Below are 19480 nucleotides of genomic sequence, written 5' to 3'. Positions count from 1 at the left end.
ATAAGTGAATACTCTGTCAAAGCAATTGCTAGGATTCAAAACTGGTGTAATACTCTACCAAGAAAAATCTTAGGTTACTTAACACCTGATGAAGCATTTGAAGATCAATTAAAAGATATTTTATACGGTTAAATTATTACAGTTTGAGACTAGTTCAATTTAATATTGCAATTTAGGTAATATATTTATTATATTATGGAGGGATACTAATGTTAAAAGTAGGTCACCGTGGAGCTTCGGGTATAGCCCCAGAGAATACTAAAGCTGCTTTTCTTAAATCAATAAAGTTGGGATTAGATATGGTAGAATTAGATATTCAACTAACTAAAGATAATAATTTAATCGTATTTCATGATTATGATTTAAAGAGAATTGCAGGCTTAGATGAGAAGATAAGTAATATGACCTTGATTGAATTAAAAGAAATTGATATTGGTAGCTGGTTTAGTGATGAGTTTAGTGATGAGAGGATACTTACTTTGAAAGAGGTAATTAATCTACTTAAAGATAAAATGAAAATAAATATTGAGATTAAGATTAATCAACAAAAGAGTGAGATTATTATGGCAAAGTTACTTGATATATTGAAGGAGGAAGAGTATGAAGAAGGGGTTATCATCTCTTCCTTTGACCATAGAATACTAAAATTAATTAAGAGGAAGAACTATTCTTTAAGGACAGCAGTTTTAATTGGCGCTCTACCAGTAAATCCAATTAGACTAATTCAAGAGGCTGAAGCTGATGGGATTCATCCTCATTATTTGACAGTAAATAGAGCGTTGGTAGAAGAAGTGAAGGATTATGGGTATTTTATCAATACATGGACTGTTAATAGTAAAGAAGAAGTTGATAGGTTAGTAAAGTTAGGTGTTGATGGTATTATGAGTGATTATCCAGAATTATTTTAAAAATATCGAATAATTACTAAGCGAAGGGACAAGTTTTAACTTGTTCCTTTTATAATCCCTATAATAATTAGAAATTGTAATAAATCTCAAATAAACACAAAATTTATGAAAAGATAATTAAAATTAAAGATGTTATAATATTACTATAACTTCTACTAAGATTTTATGTTTAGTAGAAAGAATGGCACAATGGAATGATATTACGACACTTTTAGAGTTCACACCTCACCCTATCCCTCTCCTAAGTTAAGGAGAGGGGGTAGGGGGTGAGGTTTAAAACTGTCGCAATATACCAATAAAGAGACAGTTTTTATATTGAAATTCAATTAATACAACACATTAATTAACATACCTTTATACTTATATATCAAATAAGGGGGAGCAAATCATGCAGCAGATAATATCTTATGTGATGGCTCTAGTTTTATTAGTAATCTCTTCAAGTTCAACTGTTGCTCCAAAAGATATAGATAAGAATATTGTTGCTTATTTTCCCAATTGGGCTACCTATAGTCCTCAGTATAAGAACTTTTCTGTAGGTGATATACCGTGGGATAAGGTAACTATAATCAATCATGCTTTCTTTAAGATAAATGATGATTTTCAGTTAGAATCTACCGATAAGTTTGTCGATTTTGAAAAAGAGTTTGAGCATTCTGGTTTTTGGAGATTTGATAATCTTAAGGGGCATTTTGGAGAGTACAAATACTATAAAAGAAGATATCCAGATGTGAAAGTAATTATCTCTATTGGTGGTTGGTCAGAGAGTGATATGTTTCATGAGATGGCTCTAACAGCAGAGAATAGGAAGAAGTTTATAGATAGTTGGATAGAGTTTCTCAAGAGGTATCCTTTTATAGATGGTTTAGATATTGATTGGGAATATCCAGGTGTTAACAGGGATGGGGTAGCAGGAGGACCTCAAGATAAAGAGAATTTTACAAAATTACTTAAAGAGGTTAGAGGAGCTTATGATAGTCATGGGATGGAGGATAAGATGTTAACTATAGCTATTCCAGCAGGAGAGGATAAGATTATAGGAAGACAAGAGCCTGACAAGTACCATCAATATTTAGATTTTATTAATTTGATGAGTTATGATATGCATGGTGCTTGGGAAAATGTGACAAACCACCATTCTCCAATCTATAAAAGCCCTGAAAACTGGTTAGGGAAGTATTCTCAAAGCTTAAACCTTGATGATGTAGTTAAATTCTATATAGAAAGATATAATATACCAGCTGAGAAATTAATTGTAGGGGCTCCTTTCTATTCAAGGGGGTGGAAGAATGTGGATGATAAGAATAATGGTTTATATACCATGGCTTCTGGAGGAGCACCTAGTATCCTGGGAAATGGAGGAGAAAACCCTTATTGGAAGATGAAAGAGCTAGAGAATGTAAGGGGTTATATTAAGTATCGAGATAAATACTCTAGAGTACCTTACCTGTATAATAGAGAGATGAGTTATTTTTATACCTATGAAGATGAGATTTCTTTGTCAGAGAGAGCTGATTATGTTAACACAAATAATCTAGGTGGCATAGTTATCTGGGAGATTACAGGAGATGATTTCGAGGGGACGCTGATAAATACAATATATGAGAAGTTTAGCAGTAAGGAAGTAGGGAGGAAGAATTCGATTGGCGATTTTCCCCTTACAAAGAGTTTAAGGAATCAGTATAAAAAGTGAAGAAATAGACTAACAGGTTATATGCTTATTAGTCTATTTCTATAATTTATATATTTAACTTGGTATACAGATAGGAGTTCCAGCATCTAATTTATTTATGTCTTTAATTTGAGGGTTAGCCTTCTTCAAGTCTTCTATAGGTACACTATACTTTTCAGCGATAGTATAGAAGGTATCTCCTAGTTCAACAATATAAATTGAGCCTCCTGGACATGGTACAGGTTCTGCACCAGGGGTAGGAGCAGGTGGTAAACAGATTTCTTGTCCTGCTCTAAGTTGCTTAGGGTCTATTCCAGAGTTAATAACAAGTAAAACATCAAGGGTATAACCAAATTTTTTAGCTATACTAACAAAAGTCTCACCTGGTTTAACTGTATAAAAGCGACCTTCACATGGTCTTACTGAAGGTGTTGGTGCTGGAACACATATCTCCTGACCAATCTGTAATTTGTTAGGGTCAACACCTGGATTAGCTGCAGCTAAAGCTTCGGTAGTGATATTAAAGCGACGAGCTATATTAAAGAAAGTGTCCCCTAGAACGACTGTATAAAAGAAGCCACTTTCACAGGGACCAGAGATATCTTTAACTGGTATACATATCTGTTGACCTACTTGTAAATTTGCAGGGTCAATATTTGGATTAGCAGCTATTATTGACTCAACAGTTATCTCAAAACGACCAGCTAAATTATATACTGAATCACCAGGGCGAATAGTGTATAGAGTTCCATTAGGACAGTTTTGGGGCATCAGTAATATCCTCCTTTCAGATTCATTTTATATATATTATGCACTATAGAATGGATATGGGATTTTTAGTTTAATTATAATGTTGGATTATTGGTATATTATATTAATTTTAAATAAAAATTAGCTTAGAATAAAAAAAGAGTTAGGTTGAATTCAACCTAACTCTTTAGGTATTTATGCAGCAGGTTCTATAACTAATTCATTCTTTTTGATTACTCGGTTATCAACTTTTGGATTGATGGTATCTTGAGCACGTAAATATTCAATTACTATCTCTTTGATTTCTTTATAGCTGTTAGTAAATTCAACCTCTTTAAAGGTATTGAACTTATCGCCACCTACAGCTAAGAAGTTATTGGTTGCTACTTTATACTTCTTATCTAGTTGAAGTGGAGTACCATCAGCTAATTGAACACTAATTAATCTATTATATTTTGCTTTATTTGGGTCATAAATTACCTTCAATCCTGATAATTGCATCATCCCTTTATCAAGAGTAAAGCTCTGTTCTAAGATGTCGATAATCTGTTGACCAGTCATCTCTGTTGTTACAACAGTATTGCCAAAGGGTAATAGAGAGTAAATTTGTTCTACTTTAACCTTACCAGCTGGAATATCAATTCTTAATCCACCAGCATTTTGGAATACAACATCTGCTTGAGTATACTCTTTAATAGCATCTGTAACCAATACACCCATATTAGAAATATCATTATATTCACGTTTTAAGGATACCTTGGAAGTAGTGAGGACTTCATTCATAATTGGTTCAATTACTTTTTGGTACTTGTCAACAATAGCTTGAGCCTTCTTATCTAAACTGATATTAAGCTTAGTCTTTCTAACAGCATGGGTAGTGGGTTCAATAGTTACAACCTCATCAGTCTCTGTATTTACAAAGTAGCTTAAATGTCCAATTTTACGTCCATGCTTGTAGGCTTCTACTATAGGAATACCGTTGACTGTAGCTGTTACTGTATCATGGCTATGACCACCAATCATCCCATCTATGCCATCAACTTCTTTAGCCACCTCAATCAATTCACCACTAACTTCACCAGTAGTCCAGTCTGTATTACCTGGCATATGGCTTAATACGATAATTAAGTCTGCTCCTGCCGCTCTTAGCTTTGGAGCAACTTTATTAATTACTATAGCAGGATCTCTAAATTCTAGATTTTCAATATTAGTTGGCATAACAGAAGTTAAAGTATCAGGAGTTGAAATTCCGATAATCCCTACTTTAACGCCATTGACTTCAGTGATAATATATGGCTTTGCATAATCAACTACTTGATCAGTATTCTTGTTATATAAATTAGCAGCTACAAATTTATAATCTGCTTTGTGAGTGATTTCTGCCAATATGTCTTGTCCCCAGTCAAATTCATGGTTACCGATAGTACTAGCTGTATATCCAAGGTAGTTAAATAATTCAATAACTGGTGCTCCATGATTTAATGTAGAGACTGGAGTACCTTGGTAGCTATCACCACCACTTACTAGGATAGTGCCTTCAGGATTTTGTTTTTTATAATAATCTATTACTGCTGCAAAATTAGCAGCACCAGCTTCATATCCACCTCGTACATTACCATGGAAGTCATTAGTAGAGAGGATATCTATCTTTTTATAATTATTTAGAGCAGCTTGAACCTGTGGGTCATTGATATTGATACTCTTAGCATTCCAAGAGCGATTTTTAGCAGGGATATTTATAATACCTGCATTGATAAGCTCAATAACCTTATTTCGTTGTGGATGGCTTAAATCAGCACCGATAATCTTCCAGTTATTATCTACAGTTGGATTGATTCTTTTAGCTTCTTTGATATAATCAATGATATATTGTTGAATTGTCTTTTCTGATTTGAAATTTGCTTCATTGTGGATAATTCCTGATGCCTTCAAGCCACCATAACGGTAGTTATTTAATGCTAGAGTAAAAGTCTGTTCATCAGTAACTGTCTTACTTTTAAAGGTTAAGTCAACAATTCTTTCTCCAGCAGGCTTGGAGATATCAACCTTATACTCAACCCCAGCAAACATATCGTAGTTATAGCCACGAATCTCTGGGTTGAAGCTGATTGTTAAATCACCATCCTGATAAGTATTAAAATAAGCAGCAGTTAACTCCATATAATCCTTTAACTCTTTACCTGTAATTTCTACAGTATAGAGAGTGTTAGGATATTTATAAATCAAAGTAGCATCTTTAATAGATACAGGACCTGCTTGAATAGTAGCATTACTATCAAATAATGCTGCTGAAGAGATATCAGCACCTGTAGCTTCTAATTGTATCTGATTGATGAAGTCAACTAATGGAGTATCTTGAATTTGAGCTGATGGAATTCCCTTAACTTCATCTTCTGGAGTAAAGTCTCCAGTAGCTGTTCCAATAGGAGTTGTCACATAATCAATAGTCTCTTGATGATAATCTTTGGCTAATTCCAATACTTCAGGGGCTGCCTTAACAGCTTTGGTTTCTAGGTAAGTTCCTTTTTTATTAATAACTACCCATTTTCCACTTTTTTTAGTAATTGTTAGATCGACCCTTGAAATTTGATGACCTTTGTCTTCGGGAGCAACTACCAATACTCCATTGACAGTTTGATTTACGATCTCGTGATTATGTCCAGCAAAGATAGCAGTGATTTCTGGATTCTCTTCAGCTATTTTTCTGACCTTGTCTCCACCAGTCTTATGCCCTTCTCCCTCTAAGCCTGCGTGGGCAAGGGCTATAATTATATCTGCTCCTTTTTTCTTCATTTCAGGAATATATTTTTTTGCCGTCTCAGACATATCTTCAAATTCAAGAGCAGTTACTTTATCCCCATCCCAGCGAGGAATATTAGGGGTAGTCAATCCTAAGATAGCGACCTTAATTCCATCTACCTCTTTGATTGTATAAGGTTTTACAAATAATCTATCTTCATTCTTGTAATGGATATTAGCTGATAGCACAGGAAAATTAGCATCAGCAATAACATTCTGTAGAGTACCCAATCCAAAGTTGAACTCATGATTTCCTAGTACCCAAGCATCATAGTTCATTAGGTTCATTACATTCATCATTGGATGTATTACATCACCTCTATCCTTGAAGATATCTGCTAAGGTAGTTCCTTGAATTGTATCTCCAGAATCAACAAGAAGAGTATTACTGTTCTCTTCTCTTATATCTTTAACAATAGTATAGACCTTGGCTAACCCTACATCATCATCCTCTTCATCAGTCTTGTATGCCCATGGATAGATATGACCATGGATATCACTGGTTTGAAGGATAGTAATGGTCTTACTCTTATCTTCAAGTGGTCTTGATGACATAGCACTAACTCCAATAGCAAATAGAGTTAAAACTATTACTAGTATTAAAGCTTTTGAAATCAAATTTTTCTTGTACATTTTATTCCCCCTTATACTTTTTTATTTTAACTAAACTATAATTAAATATATAGGCTAGTTAAAAACTAAAATTAAATCTCTTTATAACATTTTACATAAGAAAACCTTTAATTTCAATTTTATTCCCTAAATGGAAAAAATTAATACATAATGATTATTTACAATAAGTGGAATAATAGCCTATTAAGATTAAATAAAAAGCTATAATCAATCTAGGTAAAATTATTCCTAAATGATTATAGCTCTCTGTTAAAATTATTAAATTTATGGTCCAAGAAGTGACTATTTAAGTTGGTTTTAGTTAATCTATTTTTATAATCTGTTAAAATTGTTACTGGCTATTGTTTAAGCATCATTATCCAGAAGAGCATTTAATACTCTCGTTTTAACTCCATAAATATTAGGAATTATTCTATTAACCTCTCTAGTCTCTGTATTAATTAGAAAGCGTAAATGACCGACTTGATAACCAGCTATTAGAGGAATTTCTTGTATAATAGTTGCTATGGCTTGCTGCTGCCCCCCACTTATAATCCCATCTACGTCTTGAAGCTGTTTAGCTATTTCAATTAACCTTTGACTATTTTGGTCATTTTTAGATTTTTCTTCCTTTAGAGTGTGAGCAATCAGAATAACTAAGTCCGCTCCCTCTGCTCTTATCTGGGGGACAATTTGATTGATTAACATTATAGAGTCTTTAGTTACTAAGTTATTATCTTCTATAATAGAAGGAATAAAGATACCAATTAACCCTACTTTAATTCCATTAACTTCTTCTATTAGGTAAGGTTTTAGATATTCAACGGGTTTGCCTGTATCTTTATTGTAGAGACTAGCAGCTAAGAATTGATAATCTGTCTTTTCTATAATCTTTTTAAACTTACTCTGACTTAAGTTGAATTTATTATTAGCTGTATATTCTAAGTAATTGCCTAGATATAGTGTAGGTTTATTGTAGCTAGCAGGAAGAGTAAAGCCACTTTGATAGTTATCGCCAGTATTTATTAGAAGTGTTCCTGCGGGATTTTGGCTAATGTAGTGTTCAATAACTGTGGTAGAGTTATTAATATTATCTCCGATATCACTATTAAAATTATTGGTGGAGATAATATCAATCTGTTTATAATAGGTATTTGGCTTAATAGGTTTTTCAGACATAGCATCGATGGTTCTGTCTTCTTCTGGAATTAAAGAGTTTATTAGAAAAGATAGCAAAATCAGTGAGAGAACAAAAATAAATACTCTTGATTTCTTAACGAACATATTCTACCTCCTTGATAATAGTTTTAAAATAATATTTTCGATTAAGTTAATTTAATGTAAGCAGTATCTTTTAATTCTATTAATTCCATGTTAGCTTGAAAGATTAAAGTTGTTATTTTTTATATTCTTCTTCTAAAATATATAATTATATGTTTTAGTTTAGAATCCTCTTGAAAATAATGTGTATCATTGTTAAATATATCATAAAAATTACTAAGGAGTAATATCTAGAATGATTTATAAAATTTTTAATAGTTTGATATAAACAATGATATTTTTCTTGAAATTCATCATAAGTATTTATATAATATACATATGTGTTTTAATGACAGACATAAGTAATTTAGGAGGAGAAAAGATGAAAAAATTAGGTTTATTACCAAAGTTAGTTATCGGGATTATAGTAGGTTTAATCTTGGGAACTTTCTGTTTGAAAGCAGGATCAGAGTGGCCAATCTCTTTATTGAAAACCTTTAACGGAATTTTTGGTAGCTTATTGAGTTATATTATTCCATTTATTATTATTGCTTTTGTAGCTCCAGGTATTGCAGAGTTGGGGAAAGGTGCTAGTAAATTATTAGGTATTGCAACAGCAATAGCTTATCTATCAACAATTATTGCAGGAACTTTGGCTTTTATTTTAGGAAAAGCATTATTGCCCGTCTTATTAAATGGAAATACAGACTTAAATACAATAGATAATACTGTTAAGGCTTTCTTCAATATAGATATTCCGCCTATGATGGGTGTGATGACAGCATTAGTAACTGCATTTATGATTGGTTTAGGGATGGCTAATATTCAAGGGAAGAGTCTTTATAATGTAATTAAAGATTTTCAAAATATAGTTCAGAAAGTTATTAAAGTAGTAATCATTCCATTATTACCTCTTCATATTGCTGGTATTATAGCTAATATGAGTTATGCTGGAAAGGTTGCTTCTATTATGTCTTCTTTTGGTAAAGTATTTATACTTATTATTGGATTACAGACTACTTATGTAGTTATCCAGTATTTAATTGCTTGTCATATCGGTAAGAGAAATCCAGTTAAATCTATCAAAAATATGCTACCAGCATACTTTACTGCAATAGGAACTCAATCTTCAGCAGCTACTATTCCAGTAACAGTACGTTCAGTATTAAGCAATGATGTAGAAGAAGACATTGCAGATTTTGTAATTCCTTTAGGTGCAACTATCCACTTAGCAGGTGATACTATTACTTTAACTTTAGCTTCAATGGCTGTAATGATGTTAAGTGGTCAGGCAGTAACCTTTGCTGCGATGTTTCCCTTTATCTTAATGTTAGGAGTAACTATGGTAGCAGCACCTGGAATTCCAGGAGGAGGGGTAATGGCTTCCTTAGGACTATTAGAAGGAATGTTAGGCTTTGGAGGTATGCAGAAATCTTTGATGATTGCCCTACATTTAGCACAAGATAGCTTCGGTACAGCAGCTAATGTAATGGGTGATGGTTCTATAGCTATTATTATGAATAGCTTATCTAGGACAGAAATTGTAACAAATGAAGGTGACTCTATTAATGAAAATATATAATCTCTATAAAGAAACTCAGCTATTAATGGCTGAGTTTCTTTATTATTAAGGATGAGTTTTAATTTCTATAGAGTTATGATTTTTTAAAAGTAAAACTGTCGCAATCTACCCATAAAGTTATAATATATATTCATACATCTATACTATAAAAAGTTAATCAGCTATTATAGAGAATCTATCATAAAATACACATATTTCAAGTTTAAGAATAATATGATATTAAGTACAAAGACTAGTAACCCTAAATTTACTATGATTAATTTTAACAAAGAAAGGAGAGTTTTAAAATCTTGTTATAGATATAAGAGAGGATCTAAAAATATTTTAAAATTATTAAATTTTCATTATTTTGAAATAGATAGGTAGGAATTATTTTATATATCTAGAATTATACAAATATAAAATAGCAATTTAGAATTAATTGTAATGTTATATAAAGGTAGGGTTACTATGAGGGATTTTGCTAAAATTACCAGTAAGGTTGAAAGTACGAAGTTTAAAAAGAATAACAAATTAAATGCAACTGTATTTATTAGAATTTTATTATTTTTAGTTATTTGTGGTTTAATAGTTATCTTTGGAATTAACTTTTTTGGTTATCATTCCAGTAAGATAGCTACTACCACTTATCAAACAATTCAAGATAGTATTAAAACTTCAGGAATTTTAATTAGAAGGGAGAGGGTAACTTTTGCACCTCAAGGTGGAGAGGTTGAACTTTATTTCTCTGAAGGTGCTAGAATAAGTACTGGAAACAAGATAGCAGTAATTTATGATGATAATCAGAGTGATAATCTCTATAATTATTATGCAGGAATACTTAGCTACAAGGTAGATGGGTTAGAGATGACCCTAAGAGAAGATAATTTAAAGAATCTCAATTATGATCACTTTATAAATTTAAAAGGTAAATATAATCCTGTTAGCTCAGGGGATAAGGTTAATATGGGAAGACCTATCTTTAAAATGATTGATAATTTTAAATTTTATCTGGCAGTCTTATTACCTCAAGATCAGTTAATCAATTATGAAGTAGGAACTGATGTAGAGGTCTTTTTTCCAACATTAGAAGAATATTTTGTAGGCAAGATAAATTCAATCTTATTAGATAAGCCTCAAAATATTATGATTATAGAGTTTAGTAGATTTATTCCAGAGCTAATAGATTTACGAAAAACAGCTGTTGAAATTATTAGAAAGAGGTATCATGGAATAGTAGTTCCTAGTTCTGCTCTAACAAAAAAGGATGATAAGATAGGTGTTATGGTTAATGGTTATACGAAAAATTATTTTAAAGAGGTTGAGCTTTTAGGAGAAGTAGCAGACCAAGCAGTAATTAAAGGAGTAGGACCAGGTGTTAAAGTTATTCTTAATTAAGATTAAGGGGGAATACTAGTGGAAAAAATTTATGTCTTAGATACCAATGTTATATTACATGATCCAAAATCCATATTCTCTTTTGAAGATAACCAAGTTATCATTCCAATGGTGGTTATTGAAGAGGTCGATAATCAGAAAAAGCGCCAAGACTCAGTAGGTAGTAATGCTAGAATATTCTCAAGATATTTGGATGAGCTAAGAAAAAAAGGAAAATTATGTGATAGTGTAGAGTTAGATAAAGGTGGTAGACTTAAGGTTGAATTTAATCACCAACTTCTAGCGGAGTTGCCTAGAGGATTGGATCCTAATAAGCCTGATAATCGAATTTTGGCAACTACTTTGGGGTTACAAAGAGATGGTAATATCCCTGTTATTTTAGTTACTAAAGATATCAATATGAGAATTAAGGCAGATGCTATGGGTCTTGCAGCAGAGGACTATTCAACTGATGCTGTGAATATTGATGAACTATATTCGGGAATAAAGAATATAAGTGTTCCTTCAGATAAGATAAATGCTTTATTTAAAGATAAAAAGTTAGAATTAAATGAATTGGATTTAGAGGAAAGATTATATCCTAACCAATTCATCAATTTAGAAGATGAGTTTGGAGGTTCTCAATCAGCATTATGCTCTTATGATGAAAGTAAAAACAGATTAATACCTTTCATCTTTAATCCAACTGATGTCTGGGGAATAAAGCCTCGTAACCGTGAACAAAAATGTGCTTTTGAGTTGTTATTAAATGATAATATTAAATTGGTGACTTTGGTTGGTAAAGCAGGAACAGGAAAAACTTTATTAGCTTTGGCAGCTGGGTTACAGAAGGTCGTAGAGGATAAATCCTATAAACGATTGATTGTAACTAGACCAATAGTTCCTATGGGAAATGATTTAGGCTTCTTACCAGGAGATAAAGATGAGAAGCTAGCTCCTTGGATGAGACCCATCTTTGATAATATGGAATTTTTAGTAGGTGGTAAAGATGAGAATGGAGCTAGTGCTGTGGCTGATTTGAAAGAGATGGGCTTAATTGAGATGGAAGCAATCACCTATATTCGTGGTCGAAGTATTCCAAATCAATTTATCATAGTTGATGAGGCACAGAACTTAACCCCCCATGAATTGAAGACGATCATTACCCGTGCTGGGGAAAACACCAAGATTATCTTAACAGGAGATCCTTATCAGATAGATCATCCTTATCTTGATAGTAATAGTAATGGTTTAACATATGTTGTAGAGAGATTAAAAGATAAGGCGTTAGTTGGTCATATAACCTTGTATAAAGGGGAACGCTCTCAATTAGCAGAGATTGCAGCAAGCTCATTATAATTAACTCTAATTCTTAGATTTAGTTTTAAGAGTATTTATAAATTAAAGCTCTTACTTGAGCTTAATTCTAAGCTTGAACTAAAAATACACCTATATAGGTGTATTTTTTTTGCAGGAAAAGAATAATAGATATAGAATTACTTAGAGAGGAGGTTTTATGTATGGAGGATATTAATAGTAGATTATTAAAAATAGAAGAGAGAATTAAAGTTGCTGCTAAAAGGTCAGGAAGGGAGCTTTCAGAGGTTAAATTACTGCCTATCTCTAAATATCACTCCTTAGATAAGATGAGGATAGTTTTAGATAAAGGCTATCTTGAATTTGGTGAAAGTAGAGTACAGGAGCTAATGGAAAAGAATGAGAAGTTCTCTTCAGAAGTAGAATGGCACATGATAGGGCATTTACAGAGAAATAAGGTGAAGTATTTAGCTAGAATGCCTAGATGTAAGTTGATTCATTCAGTTGATAGTTTAAGGTTGGCTAAGGAGATCAATAAAAGGGCCAAACAAGAAGAAAGAATAATGAATATCCTAGTTCAGGTTAATACTGCTCAGGATGATAATAAATTTGGAATCTATACTAAAGAGGCAATTGAGATGGTAAAGAAGATTAGCGGTTTTGAGAATGTAAAGGTTAAAGGGTTGATGACAATTGCACCTTATAGTGATAATCCTGAAGAGGTAAGACCATATTTTCGTAAGTTAAGAGAATTAGCAGAGAAGATAGAAGCAGAGAAGATAGATGGCGTAGAGATGAAAGAGTTATCGATGGGTATGAGTAATGATTTAGAGGTAGCTATTGAAGAAGGTGCAACAATCTTAAGAGTTGGTTCAGCAATCTTTGGAGAAAGGGAGTATAATTAATGGAGTTTATCAATACCGTATTAGACAAAGTTGACCAATTTTTCTCTTTAAGTCCACAGGAGATAGAAGATGAAGATTATCCAGCAGTTAGGTTAGAAAGAAAAGAGAAATTCCAAGCTGATCAAAGGCTAGAAGAGCAGGAGTTAAATTCGGTTATTAGCCCTTCGCAGGTTAAAGATATGTTAATTATAGAGCCAGAAAGCTTTGATGAAGCTCAACATATCGTTGATAAGCTAAAGGATAATCAACCGATATTACTTAATTTAAGTAAGACGGACCATCAACTTTCTATTAGAATCATTGACTTTATCAGTGGTGCAATTTATGCTTTAAATGGCAATGTAGAGAAAATTGGAGATAGCGTATTTTTATTTGCTCCAGGTTCAATTAATATTACCTATAAATCTAAAGATAAGAATGTCTCTGAAAATAAGAACAGTTATAACGATGACTCTGTATCTATAGCAGACGGTATATCTAAAGGGGAGAAGGAGAGTCTTTATGAAGATTAGTAAAAAAATAGGATTTATTGGGGCAGGTGCTATGGCAGAAGCTCTAATTAAAGGGTTGATTAAGTCAGAGTTATTTAAGTCTAATCAAATATATATTAGTGATATTAGAGAAGAGAGATTAAAGGATTTAAAAGAGAGGTATGCTTTAGAAACTACTACAGATAATCAAGAGATAGTAGAGAGGGTTGATTATCTAATTTTAGCTGTTAAACCTAAAATAATTCCTATAGTTTTGGATAAGGTAGGAAAGAATATTAGCAAATCTCAAAAACTATTCTCTATAGCAGCAGGAATCAATACTATGATGATAGAAAAGCATCTAAGGGAAAAGGTATCGGTTATCCGTCTAATGCCAAATACACCTGCTTTGATTGGAGAAGGGGCGATAGCTTATTGTTTAGGAGCTTTTGCTCAAGATGAGGATAAAAATCTGGTTAATCAAATCTTTGAAACTGTAGGGATGGTATTAGAGGTTGAAGAGGAATTAATGGATGCTGTAACAGGGCTTAGTGGAAGTGGTCCTGCTTATATCTATTTGATCATTGAGGCCTTATCAGATGCAGGGGTCAATGTTGGTTTAAATCGTAACGATGCTCTGTCTTTAGCATTGCAAACAATTATTGGTTCTGCTAAGATGGTTTTACAGTCAGAAAATCATCCTGGTCAATTAAAGGATATGGTAACTTCTCCTGGAGGAACGACTATAACAGGGCTGAAGATACTGGAGAGAGAAGGAGTACGCTCAGCACTATATCAGGCAGTAGAGGCTGCTACAATAAAATCAAAAGAGCTAAGAGGAGAGAAGTAAATGTTTTTAATTTATTTGATTGATAGATTTTTTCAATTTTATTATTATTTAGTTATAGCTAGAGTTGTATTGTCTTGGGTTCAACCACCGACCCATCACCAGACTATGAGAAAGATTATAGCTTTTATTTATCAAGCTACAGAACCTGTTTTAGGTCCAATTCAAGAGATGATGCCAAGCTTAGGTGGAATTGATTTTTCACCAATTATAGTCTTAATGGCTTTACAGATTGTGCGAAATGGAGCAATTCAATTGTTACTTTATTTATTTTAATTAAAAATTAAGAAGTTAACTTTAATAGTAGAGGGAATAGGAGTGATAATATTGTTAGATAAGGAGAGATTACTCTCTCATATAAATGATGAAGAGGATAAAGTAGAGTTAGCTCAAATCTTAGATAAGGCAGAGTTAGCTTTAACCAGACATCAACCAACTTTTACTAATTTCTTAAATCCTCATCACCTGTATTTGGCTAAACCTATTTTAGAGCAGATAGCAGATTTGAATTTTTGGGAGTATGGAGGATATGACCGAGCTGAGAGGAAGAGGTTAGCATTGACTCCTGATTATTATCTAGCAGATTTAGTTGAGAGTCCAATTGTCCTATTAGACATTAAAGGAAGATTTGAATTTCAAGAGGTAAGCCATCGAGATTTTTTAGGTTCTATCTTAGGAACAGGGATTAAGCGAGAGATGGTTGGTGATTTAATCTTATATCAAGAAGGTTGCCAAGCTGTGGTTGCTGAAGAGATTAAAGATTATATTAAATTAAATTTAGATAAAGTACATAAGGTTGGGGTGGAGATAGAAGAGATTGATTTTGATACTTTGCAGATAGAGCCAGAGAGAATCAAGGAGATTGAGACTACTGTGGCTTCTTTGCGCTTAGACTCTGTTGCTAGTGCTGGTTTTTCAACATCCCGTAGTAAGATGAGTAAAGAGATAGAGCAAGGGAAGGTCAAAGTTAATTGGAAGGTTATCGATAACCCTGCTTATTCATTAAATCAAGAGGACATTATCTCTATTAGGGGTAGAGGTAGGGTAGAGATAGATGAGTTATTGGGTGAATCTAATCGGGGAAGGATTAAATTGAGATTAAAGCGATATATCTAGGAGGGAATACTTATGTCTTTAATATCAGCAGATATCTATAATAAAAAGTTTAAAAAGAGTTTAAGAGGATATGATACACAAGAGGTAGATGACTTTTTAGAATTAGTGGCAGTATATTATGAAGAGATGATCTCAGAACAGACTAGATTGAACTCTGTTGTTGATGATTTAAGTGCGGAGCTGAAGAAGTATGAAGATTTACAACAATCATTAGATGATACTGTAAATAAGGCTCACAAATTTGCTGAAGATAAGAAGCAACAGGCTCAAGAGAAAGCAGAATCGATTTTGACAGAGGCTAAAAGAAAGGCTAATGAACTTCTTAGAGGTGCTGAAGTTAAGGCTAAAAATATTATTGAAGGTGCAGAGGTTAAAGCTAATAAACTAGTTGATGAGGCTAAATTTGAAGCAAAGAAGCAACTGATGGATGCTAGAGAGAAGAGTGAGGATAAGTATAGAGAATACCAACAGTTGTTAGAGAGTGAACGGTTATTTAAAATTAGATTTAAGACATTATTACAGAGCCATTTAGAGATGTTAGAAGAAGAGGAAGAGTCAACAGAAACAGAAGAGGCTGAGACCTTAAAATCTGAGGAGGATTATCATAGTAAGGAGGAGCTATAAATGGAGAAACGAGTAGCAGTAATTGGTATTGTAATCAGTGACCGGATCGGAGCAGCAGCAAAGGTCAATGATATTTTAGCAAGATATGGGGATATTATTGTAGGAAGGATGGGGCTACCATATCAAGATAAGGGATTAAATATTATCTCTTTGATTGTAGATGGAACAAATGATCAGATAGGTGCCTTGGCAGGAAAGATTGGAAATCTTCAAGGTGTCAAAGTAAAGTCTATGGTAACAACGTAAAGAGGTAAAAAGTGACGAGTAAAGAGTAACCATAGGGCAGACAATAGGTCTGTCCTTTAGTGTTATAGTAATTTATAAAGGAGTGGAACTGAATTGAAAATAGGTATTATTGGGGCAATGGATATAGAGATAGAGTTATTGAAGGAAGATTTAGAGTTAAAGAACACTTTAAATAAAGCTAGTATGGAGTTCTATGAAGGGAAATTAGTTGGTAAAGAGGTTGTGTTAGTCAGAAGTGGAATTGGCAAGGTAAATGCTGCTGTCTGTACTCAGATATTAATTGATGATTTTGATGTTGATGAGGTTATCTTTACAGGGGTTGCTGGTGCTGTTGACCCGACTTTAGATGTTGGTGATATAGTAATCTCTAATGAGGTGGCACAGCATGATATCGATGTTACAGGGTTTGGAAGGGAGTATGGTGAGATTCCTGGATTAGATAGAGTATTCTTTGAAGCAGAGAAGAGACTGGTTGATTTGGCTAAAGAGGCTGGAGAGAAAGTAACTGCTGATGAGGATATTAAAGTCTTAATAGGAAGAATCTTATCGGGAGATCAATTTATCGCCGATAGAGATAAGGTAACTTGGTTAGAGGAGACTTTCGCTGGACATTGTACTGAAATGGAAGGGGCAGCAGTTGGACAAGTTTGTTTCTTAAACTCTAAACCTTTTGTAATCATCCGTTCTATGTCTGATAAGGCTGACGGTGAAGCTAGTATTTCCTTTGATGAATTTGTAAAGATAGCTGCTGATAATTCTTACAAGATAGTAATTGAGATGTTGAACAATATTTAATTTTAGAAGGTATATGGCATTAAAGATCTAATATCTAGCATTTAACATTAGAGAATATATCTATTTATATAATAAATAAACAATTGAACGCAAAAACTTTTCCTACCATAAATCCCAGACTTCCTTTAGTAATTGTTTTTAGTAGTTTTTTCTTTAGGGTGTGGGGGTGATAATTCTTTCTTGTCTTATATTATGAAGAGGATTTTTATAAAAGAAAATGAAAAAAATTTAAAATTCAATTATGATAGGTAGGGTGAATTTAATGAGTTTAAAAGCAAAATTAATAAGTGTATTTGTGTTATTTTGTATAGTACCAATGATGATTATTGGGGTTTATTCTAGTATAACTGTTGTTAATCTTCTAAAGGATGATGCTAAAAATATTATGGAGGCTAAATTAGGGTCTTTTATGACAATGGTAGAAGAAAAAACTTTAAATGGTTCTAGTGAAAGAGTAGTAAATTTAATAATTGAGAAAGCTAAAGAAGAAAGATATTTTGATACTGGTAATTTAGCAATTTTAACACCAGATGGGACTATGGTATATAATCAGGTTGAGGAGCTAATTGGTAAAAATGTAGCTAATAATCGAACTATAAAGCCTATTTTAGAACAAAAGGAAGGATATTATTCATATGAGTATGAAGGCGAAAAGAATATATCTTATTTACGATACAATGAGGAATTAGATTTGATTTTTTGGGCTTATGCTCCAGCTAAAGAAGTCTTTGCAATAGCTAATAATATGATGAGAAATATTATATTAGTTATAGTACTAGTTGGGGTTATCGTTATAGGGATAGGAATATTTTTGGCTAGATTTATTTCAAAGCCGATAAATTCCGCTGTGAATTTTGCAAGAGAGATTGCTGATGGAAACTTAAATGTAGAAGAGATTAACATAAAAGCAAATGATGAGATAGGGGATTTAGCTGATGCCCTTAATATTATGCGTAATAATTTGAAAAAAATGATGATAGACCTGATAGAAACTTCTGAAAATTTATCAGCTTATAGTGAGGAATTATCAGCGTCCTCAGAGGAAGGTAATGCTCATATAGAGGAGACTAATCAGTTGATTGAAAACATGTCAGCCAGTATTGAAGAAATATCTGCAAGTAGTCAAGAAGTAACTGGCTTTGCTCAAGAGTCTACTTCCCAAACTAAAATTGGTAATAAAAATATTAGGGATACAATAAATAGTATGAAAGAGATTAATAGGGCAGTTAAACAAACAGTAGAGGTCATTAATGATTTGGATAATAACTCCAAAGAGATTGGAGATATAGTCAACTTAATTACTAATATAGCAGAACAGACTAACTTATTGGCTTTGAATGCAGCTATTGAAGCTGCAAGAGCAGGAGAACATGGTCAAGGTTTTGCAGTTGTAGCAGAGGAAATTAGGGAATTGGCTGAAGATACTAGTAAAGCAACGAATAAAATAGCTACTTTAATAAAGAAGACTCAAAAACAGTCAGCAGTAGGGGTAAAGTCTGTTGAAGAGGTATCAGCTAAGGTTAAAGAGGGACAAGCTATAGCAGAAAAGACAGGAGAAGTTTTTGAGCAGATTGCGCAAGCAAGCGAACAGACTTCTAGTCATATAGGGCATACTGCAGCTTCAGCTCAAAGTTTAGCAGAAAATAGTGATGAGATTATGGTAGCTTCTCAAAATATTAAAACTATGTCTGATGAGGTGACTAATTCATCTCAAGAATTAGCTGTAATGGCTCAAAAATTAAAGGGGTTAATCAGTAGTTTTAATGTTTAATTATATCTTTTTTGATAATCTCTTTTTGATGATAATATTAAAATAATGTTGACTGAAAGAAATTTTTTAGAGATTAATTTATAGATACTAGGTATAGAGGAGATTTCTTAGAAGATACTTTTTTCGATATTGTACTAAACTGGAAGGGGTTGCACTAGGACAAGTCTAGCTTAAACTTTAAGCCTTTTATAATCATTTGTTCTATGTCTTGTAAAGTGAAAGGTTAGTATCCATTTGAGGAATTTGTGAGAAGGCTGCTGATAATTCTTATAAGATAGTAATTGAGATGTTGAAGAATATTTAAGTTTAAAGTGAAATTTAATAAGTAAAGGTAATACTTTTATAATTAAGAATTAAGTTTTTAGTAATATTTTTATGCTTCATTGTAAAATAAAATTGAACTAAATAAAAAATACCCATAGTGGACCGAACTGTAATATAATTGAATCA

At 32.7% G+C, this 19480-nt stretch carries 17 protein-coding genes and 1 pseudogene; 15 read left to right on the top strand and 3 right to left on the bottom strand.

Annotated features, from left to right (window positions below; genetic code table 11):
* The 3 genes and pseudogenes from U472_RS17135 to U472_RS01875 all read left to right on the top strand — a co-directional run.
* Positions 1–132, top strand: a pseudogene (locus U472_RS17135) (IS30 family transposase); the annotation flags it as partial.
* Between the two features lie 77 nt (positions 133–209).
* Entirely contained in the window at positions 210–908 is a 699-nt protein-coding gene (locus U472_RS01880; protein ID WP_068714958.1) for a glycerophosphodiester phosphodiesterase, read from the top strand.
* A 388-nt stretch (positions 909–1296) separates the two neighbouring features.
* Entirely contained in the window at positions 1297–2601 is a 1305-nt protein-coding gene (locus tag U472_RS01875; protein WP_068714956.1) for a glycoside hydrolase family 18 protein, read from the top strand.
* Positions 2602–2655: 54 nt separating this feature from the next.
* Here the strand turns inward: U472_RS01875 and U472_RS01870 are convergent, their stop codons facing one another.
* The 3 genes from U472_RS01870 to U472_RS01860 form a co-directional block, all read right to left on the bottom strand.
* Positions 2656–3351, bottom strand: coding sequence for a muramidase family protein (locus U472_RS01870; protein ID WP_068714954.1), 696 nt, complete (start codon positions 3349–3351; stop codon positions 2656–2658).
* Between the two features lie 174 nt (positions 3352–3525).
* Complete coding sequence (locus tag U472_RS01865; protein ID WP_068714952.1) at positions 3526–6762, bottom strand: 5'-nucleotidase C-terminal domain-containing protein; 3237 nt, start codon at positions 6760–6762, stop codon at positions 3526–3528.
* A gap of 345 nt (positions 6763–7107) precedes the next feature.
* Positions 7108–8025, bottom strand: coding sequence for a bifunctional UDP-sugar hydrolase/5'-nucleotidase (locus tag U472_RS01860; protein WP_068714950.1), 918 nt, complete (start codon positions 8023–8025; stop codon positions 7108–7110).
* Positions 8026–8383: 358 nt separating this feature from the next.
* On the opposite strand from U472_RS01860, the gene U472_RS01855 reads away from it, so the two are divergent.
* The 12 genes from U472_RS01855 (at position 8384) to U472_RS01800 (ending at position 19030) form a co-directional block, all read left to right on the top strand.
* Complete coding sequence (locus U472_RS01855) at positions 8384–9583, top strand: dicarboxylate/amino acid:cation symporter (protein ID WP_068714948.1); 1200 nt, start codon at positions 8384–8386, stop codon at positions 9581–9583.
* 450 nt (positions 9584–10033) lie between these two features.
* A complete protein-coding gene (locus U472_RS01850; RefSeq protein WP_068714946.1) occupies positions 10034–10960 on the top strand; it encodes a biotin/lipoyl attachment domain-containing protein in 927 nt (308 codons plus the stop codon).
* 18 nt (positions 10961–10978) lie between these two features.
* Positions 10979–12298 (top strand): PhoH family protein, encoded by a 1320-nt coding sequence (locus U472_RS01845; RefSeq protein ID WP_068714945.1) that lies wholly within the window; start codon positions 10979–10981, stop codon positions 12296–12298.
* A 161-nt stretch (positions 12299–12459) separates the two neighbouring features.
* Complete coding sequence (locus tag U472_RS01840) at positions 12460–13161, top strand: YggS family pyridoxal phosphate-dependent enzyme (protein WP_068714943.1); 702 nt, start codon at positions 12460–12462, stop codon at positions 13159–13161.
* Positions 13161–13673 (top strand): cell division protein SepF, encoded by a 513-nt coding sequence (locus U472_RS01835; protein ID WP_068714940.1) that lies wholly within the window; start codon positions 13161–13163, stop codon positions 13671–13673. Before U472_RS01840 ends, U472_RS01835 begins: the two co-directional genes overlap by 1 nt.
* The gene (gene proC / locus U472_RS01830) at positions 13663–14481 is read left to right on the top strand and encodes a pyrroline-5-carboxylate reductase (RefSeq protein WP_068714938.1); all 819 of its coding nucleotides are present in this window, start codon (positions 13663–13665) and stop codon (positions 14479–14481) included. Before U472_RS01835 ends, proC begins: the two co-directional genes overlap by 11 nt.
* The gene (locus U472_RS01825) at positions 14482–14754 is read left to right on the top strand and encodes a YggT family protein (RefSeq protein ID WP_068714936.1); all 273 of its coding nucleotides are present in this window, start codon (positions 14482–14484) and stop codon (positions 14752–14754) included.
* A gap of 51 nt (positions 14755–14805) precedes the next feature.
* Positions 14806–15594, top strand: coding sequence for a photosystem II electron transport protein, Sll1252 family (locus U472_RS01820; RefSeq protein ID WP_068714934.1), 789 nt, complete (start codon positions 14806–14808; stop codon positions 15592–15594).
* 12 nt (positions 15595–15606) lie between these two features.
* Entirely contained in the window at positions 15607–16218 is a 612-nt protein-coding gene (locus tag U472_RS01815; RefSeq protein WP_068714932.1) for a DivIVA domain-containing protein, read from the top strand.
* Complete coding sequence (locus U472_RS01810) at positions 16219–16464, top strand: TM1266 family iron-only hydrogenase system putative regulator (RefSeq protein ID WP_068714930.1); 246 nt, start codon at positions 16219–16221, stop codon at positions 16462–16464.
* 93 nt (positions 16465–16557) lie between these two features.
* Entirely contained in the window at positions 16558–17259 is a 702-nt protein-coding gene (locus tag U472_RS01805) for a 5'-methylthioadenosine/adenosylhomocysteine nucleosidase (RefSeq protein WP_068714928.1), read from the top strand.
* 262 nt (positions 17260–17521) lie between these two features.
* Complete coding sequence (locus U472_RS01800; protein WP_068714926.1) at positions 17522–19030, top strand: methyl-accepting chemotaxis protein; 1509 nt, start codon at positions 17522–17524, stop codon at positions 19028–19030.
* Positions 19031–19480 lie beyond the last annotated feature (450 nt).

The organism is Orenia metallireducens, from assembly GCF_001693735.1.
Lineage (GTDB): Bacteria > Bacillota > Halanaerobiia > Halobacteroidales > Halobacteroidaceae > Orenia > Orenia metallireducens.
Note: the sequence above shows the minus strand (reverse complement) of the source record. Positions and strands in the feature narration are given on the sequence as shown.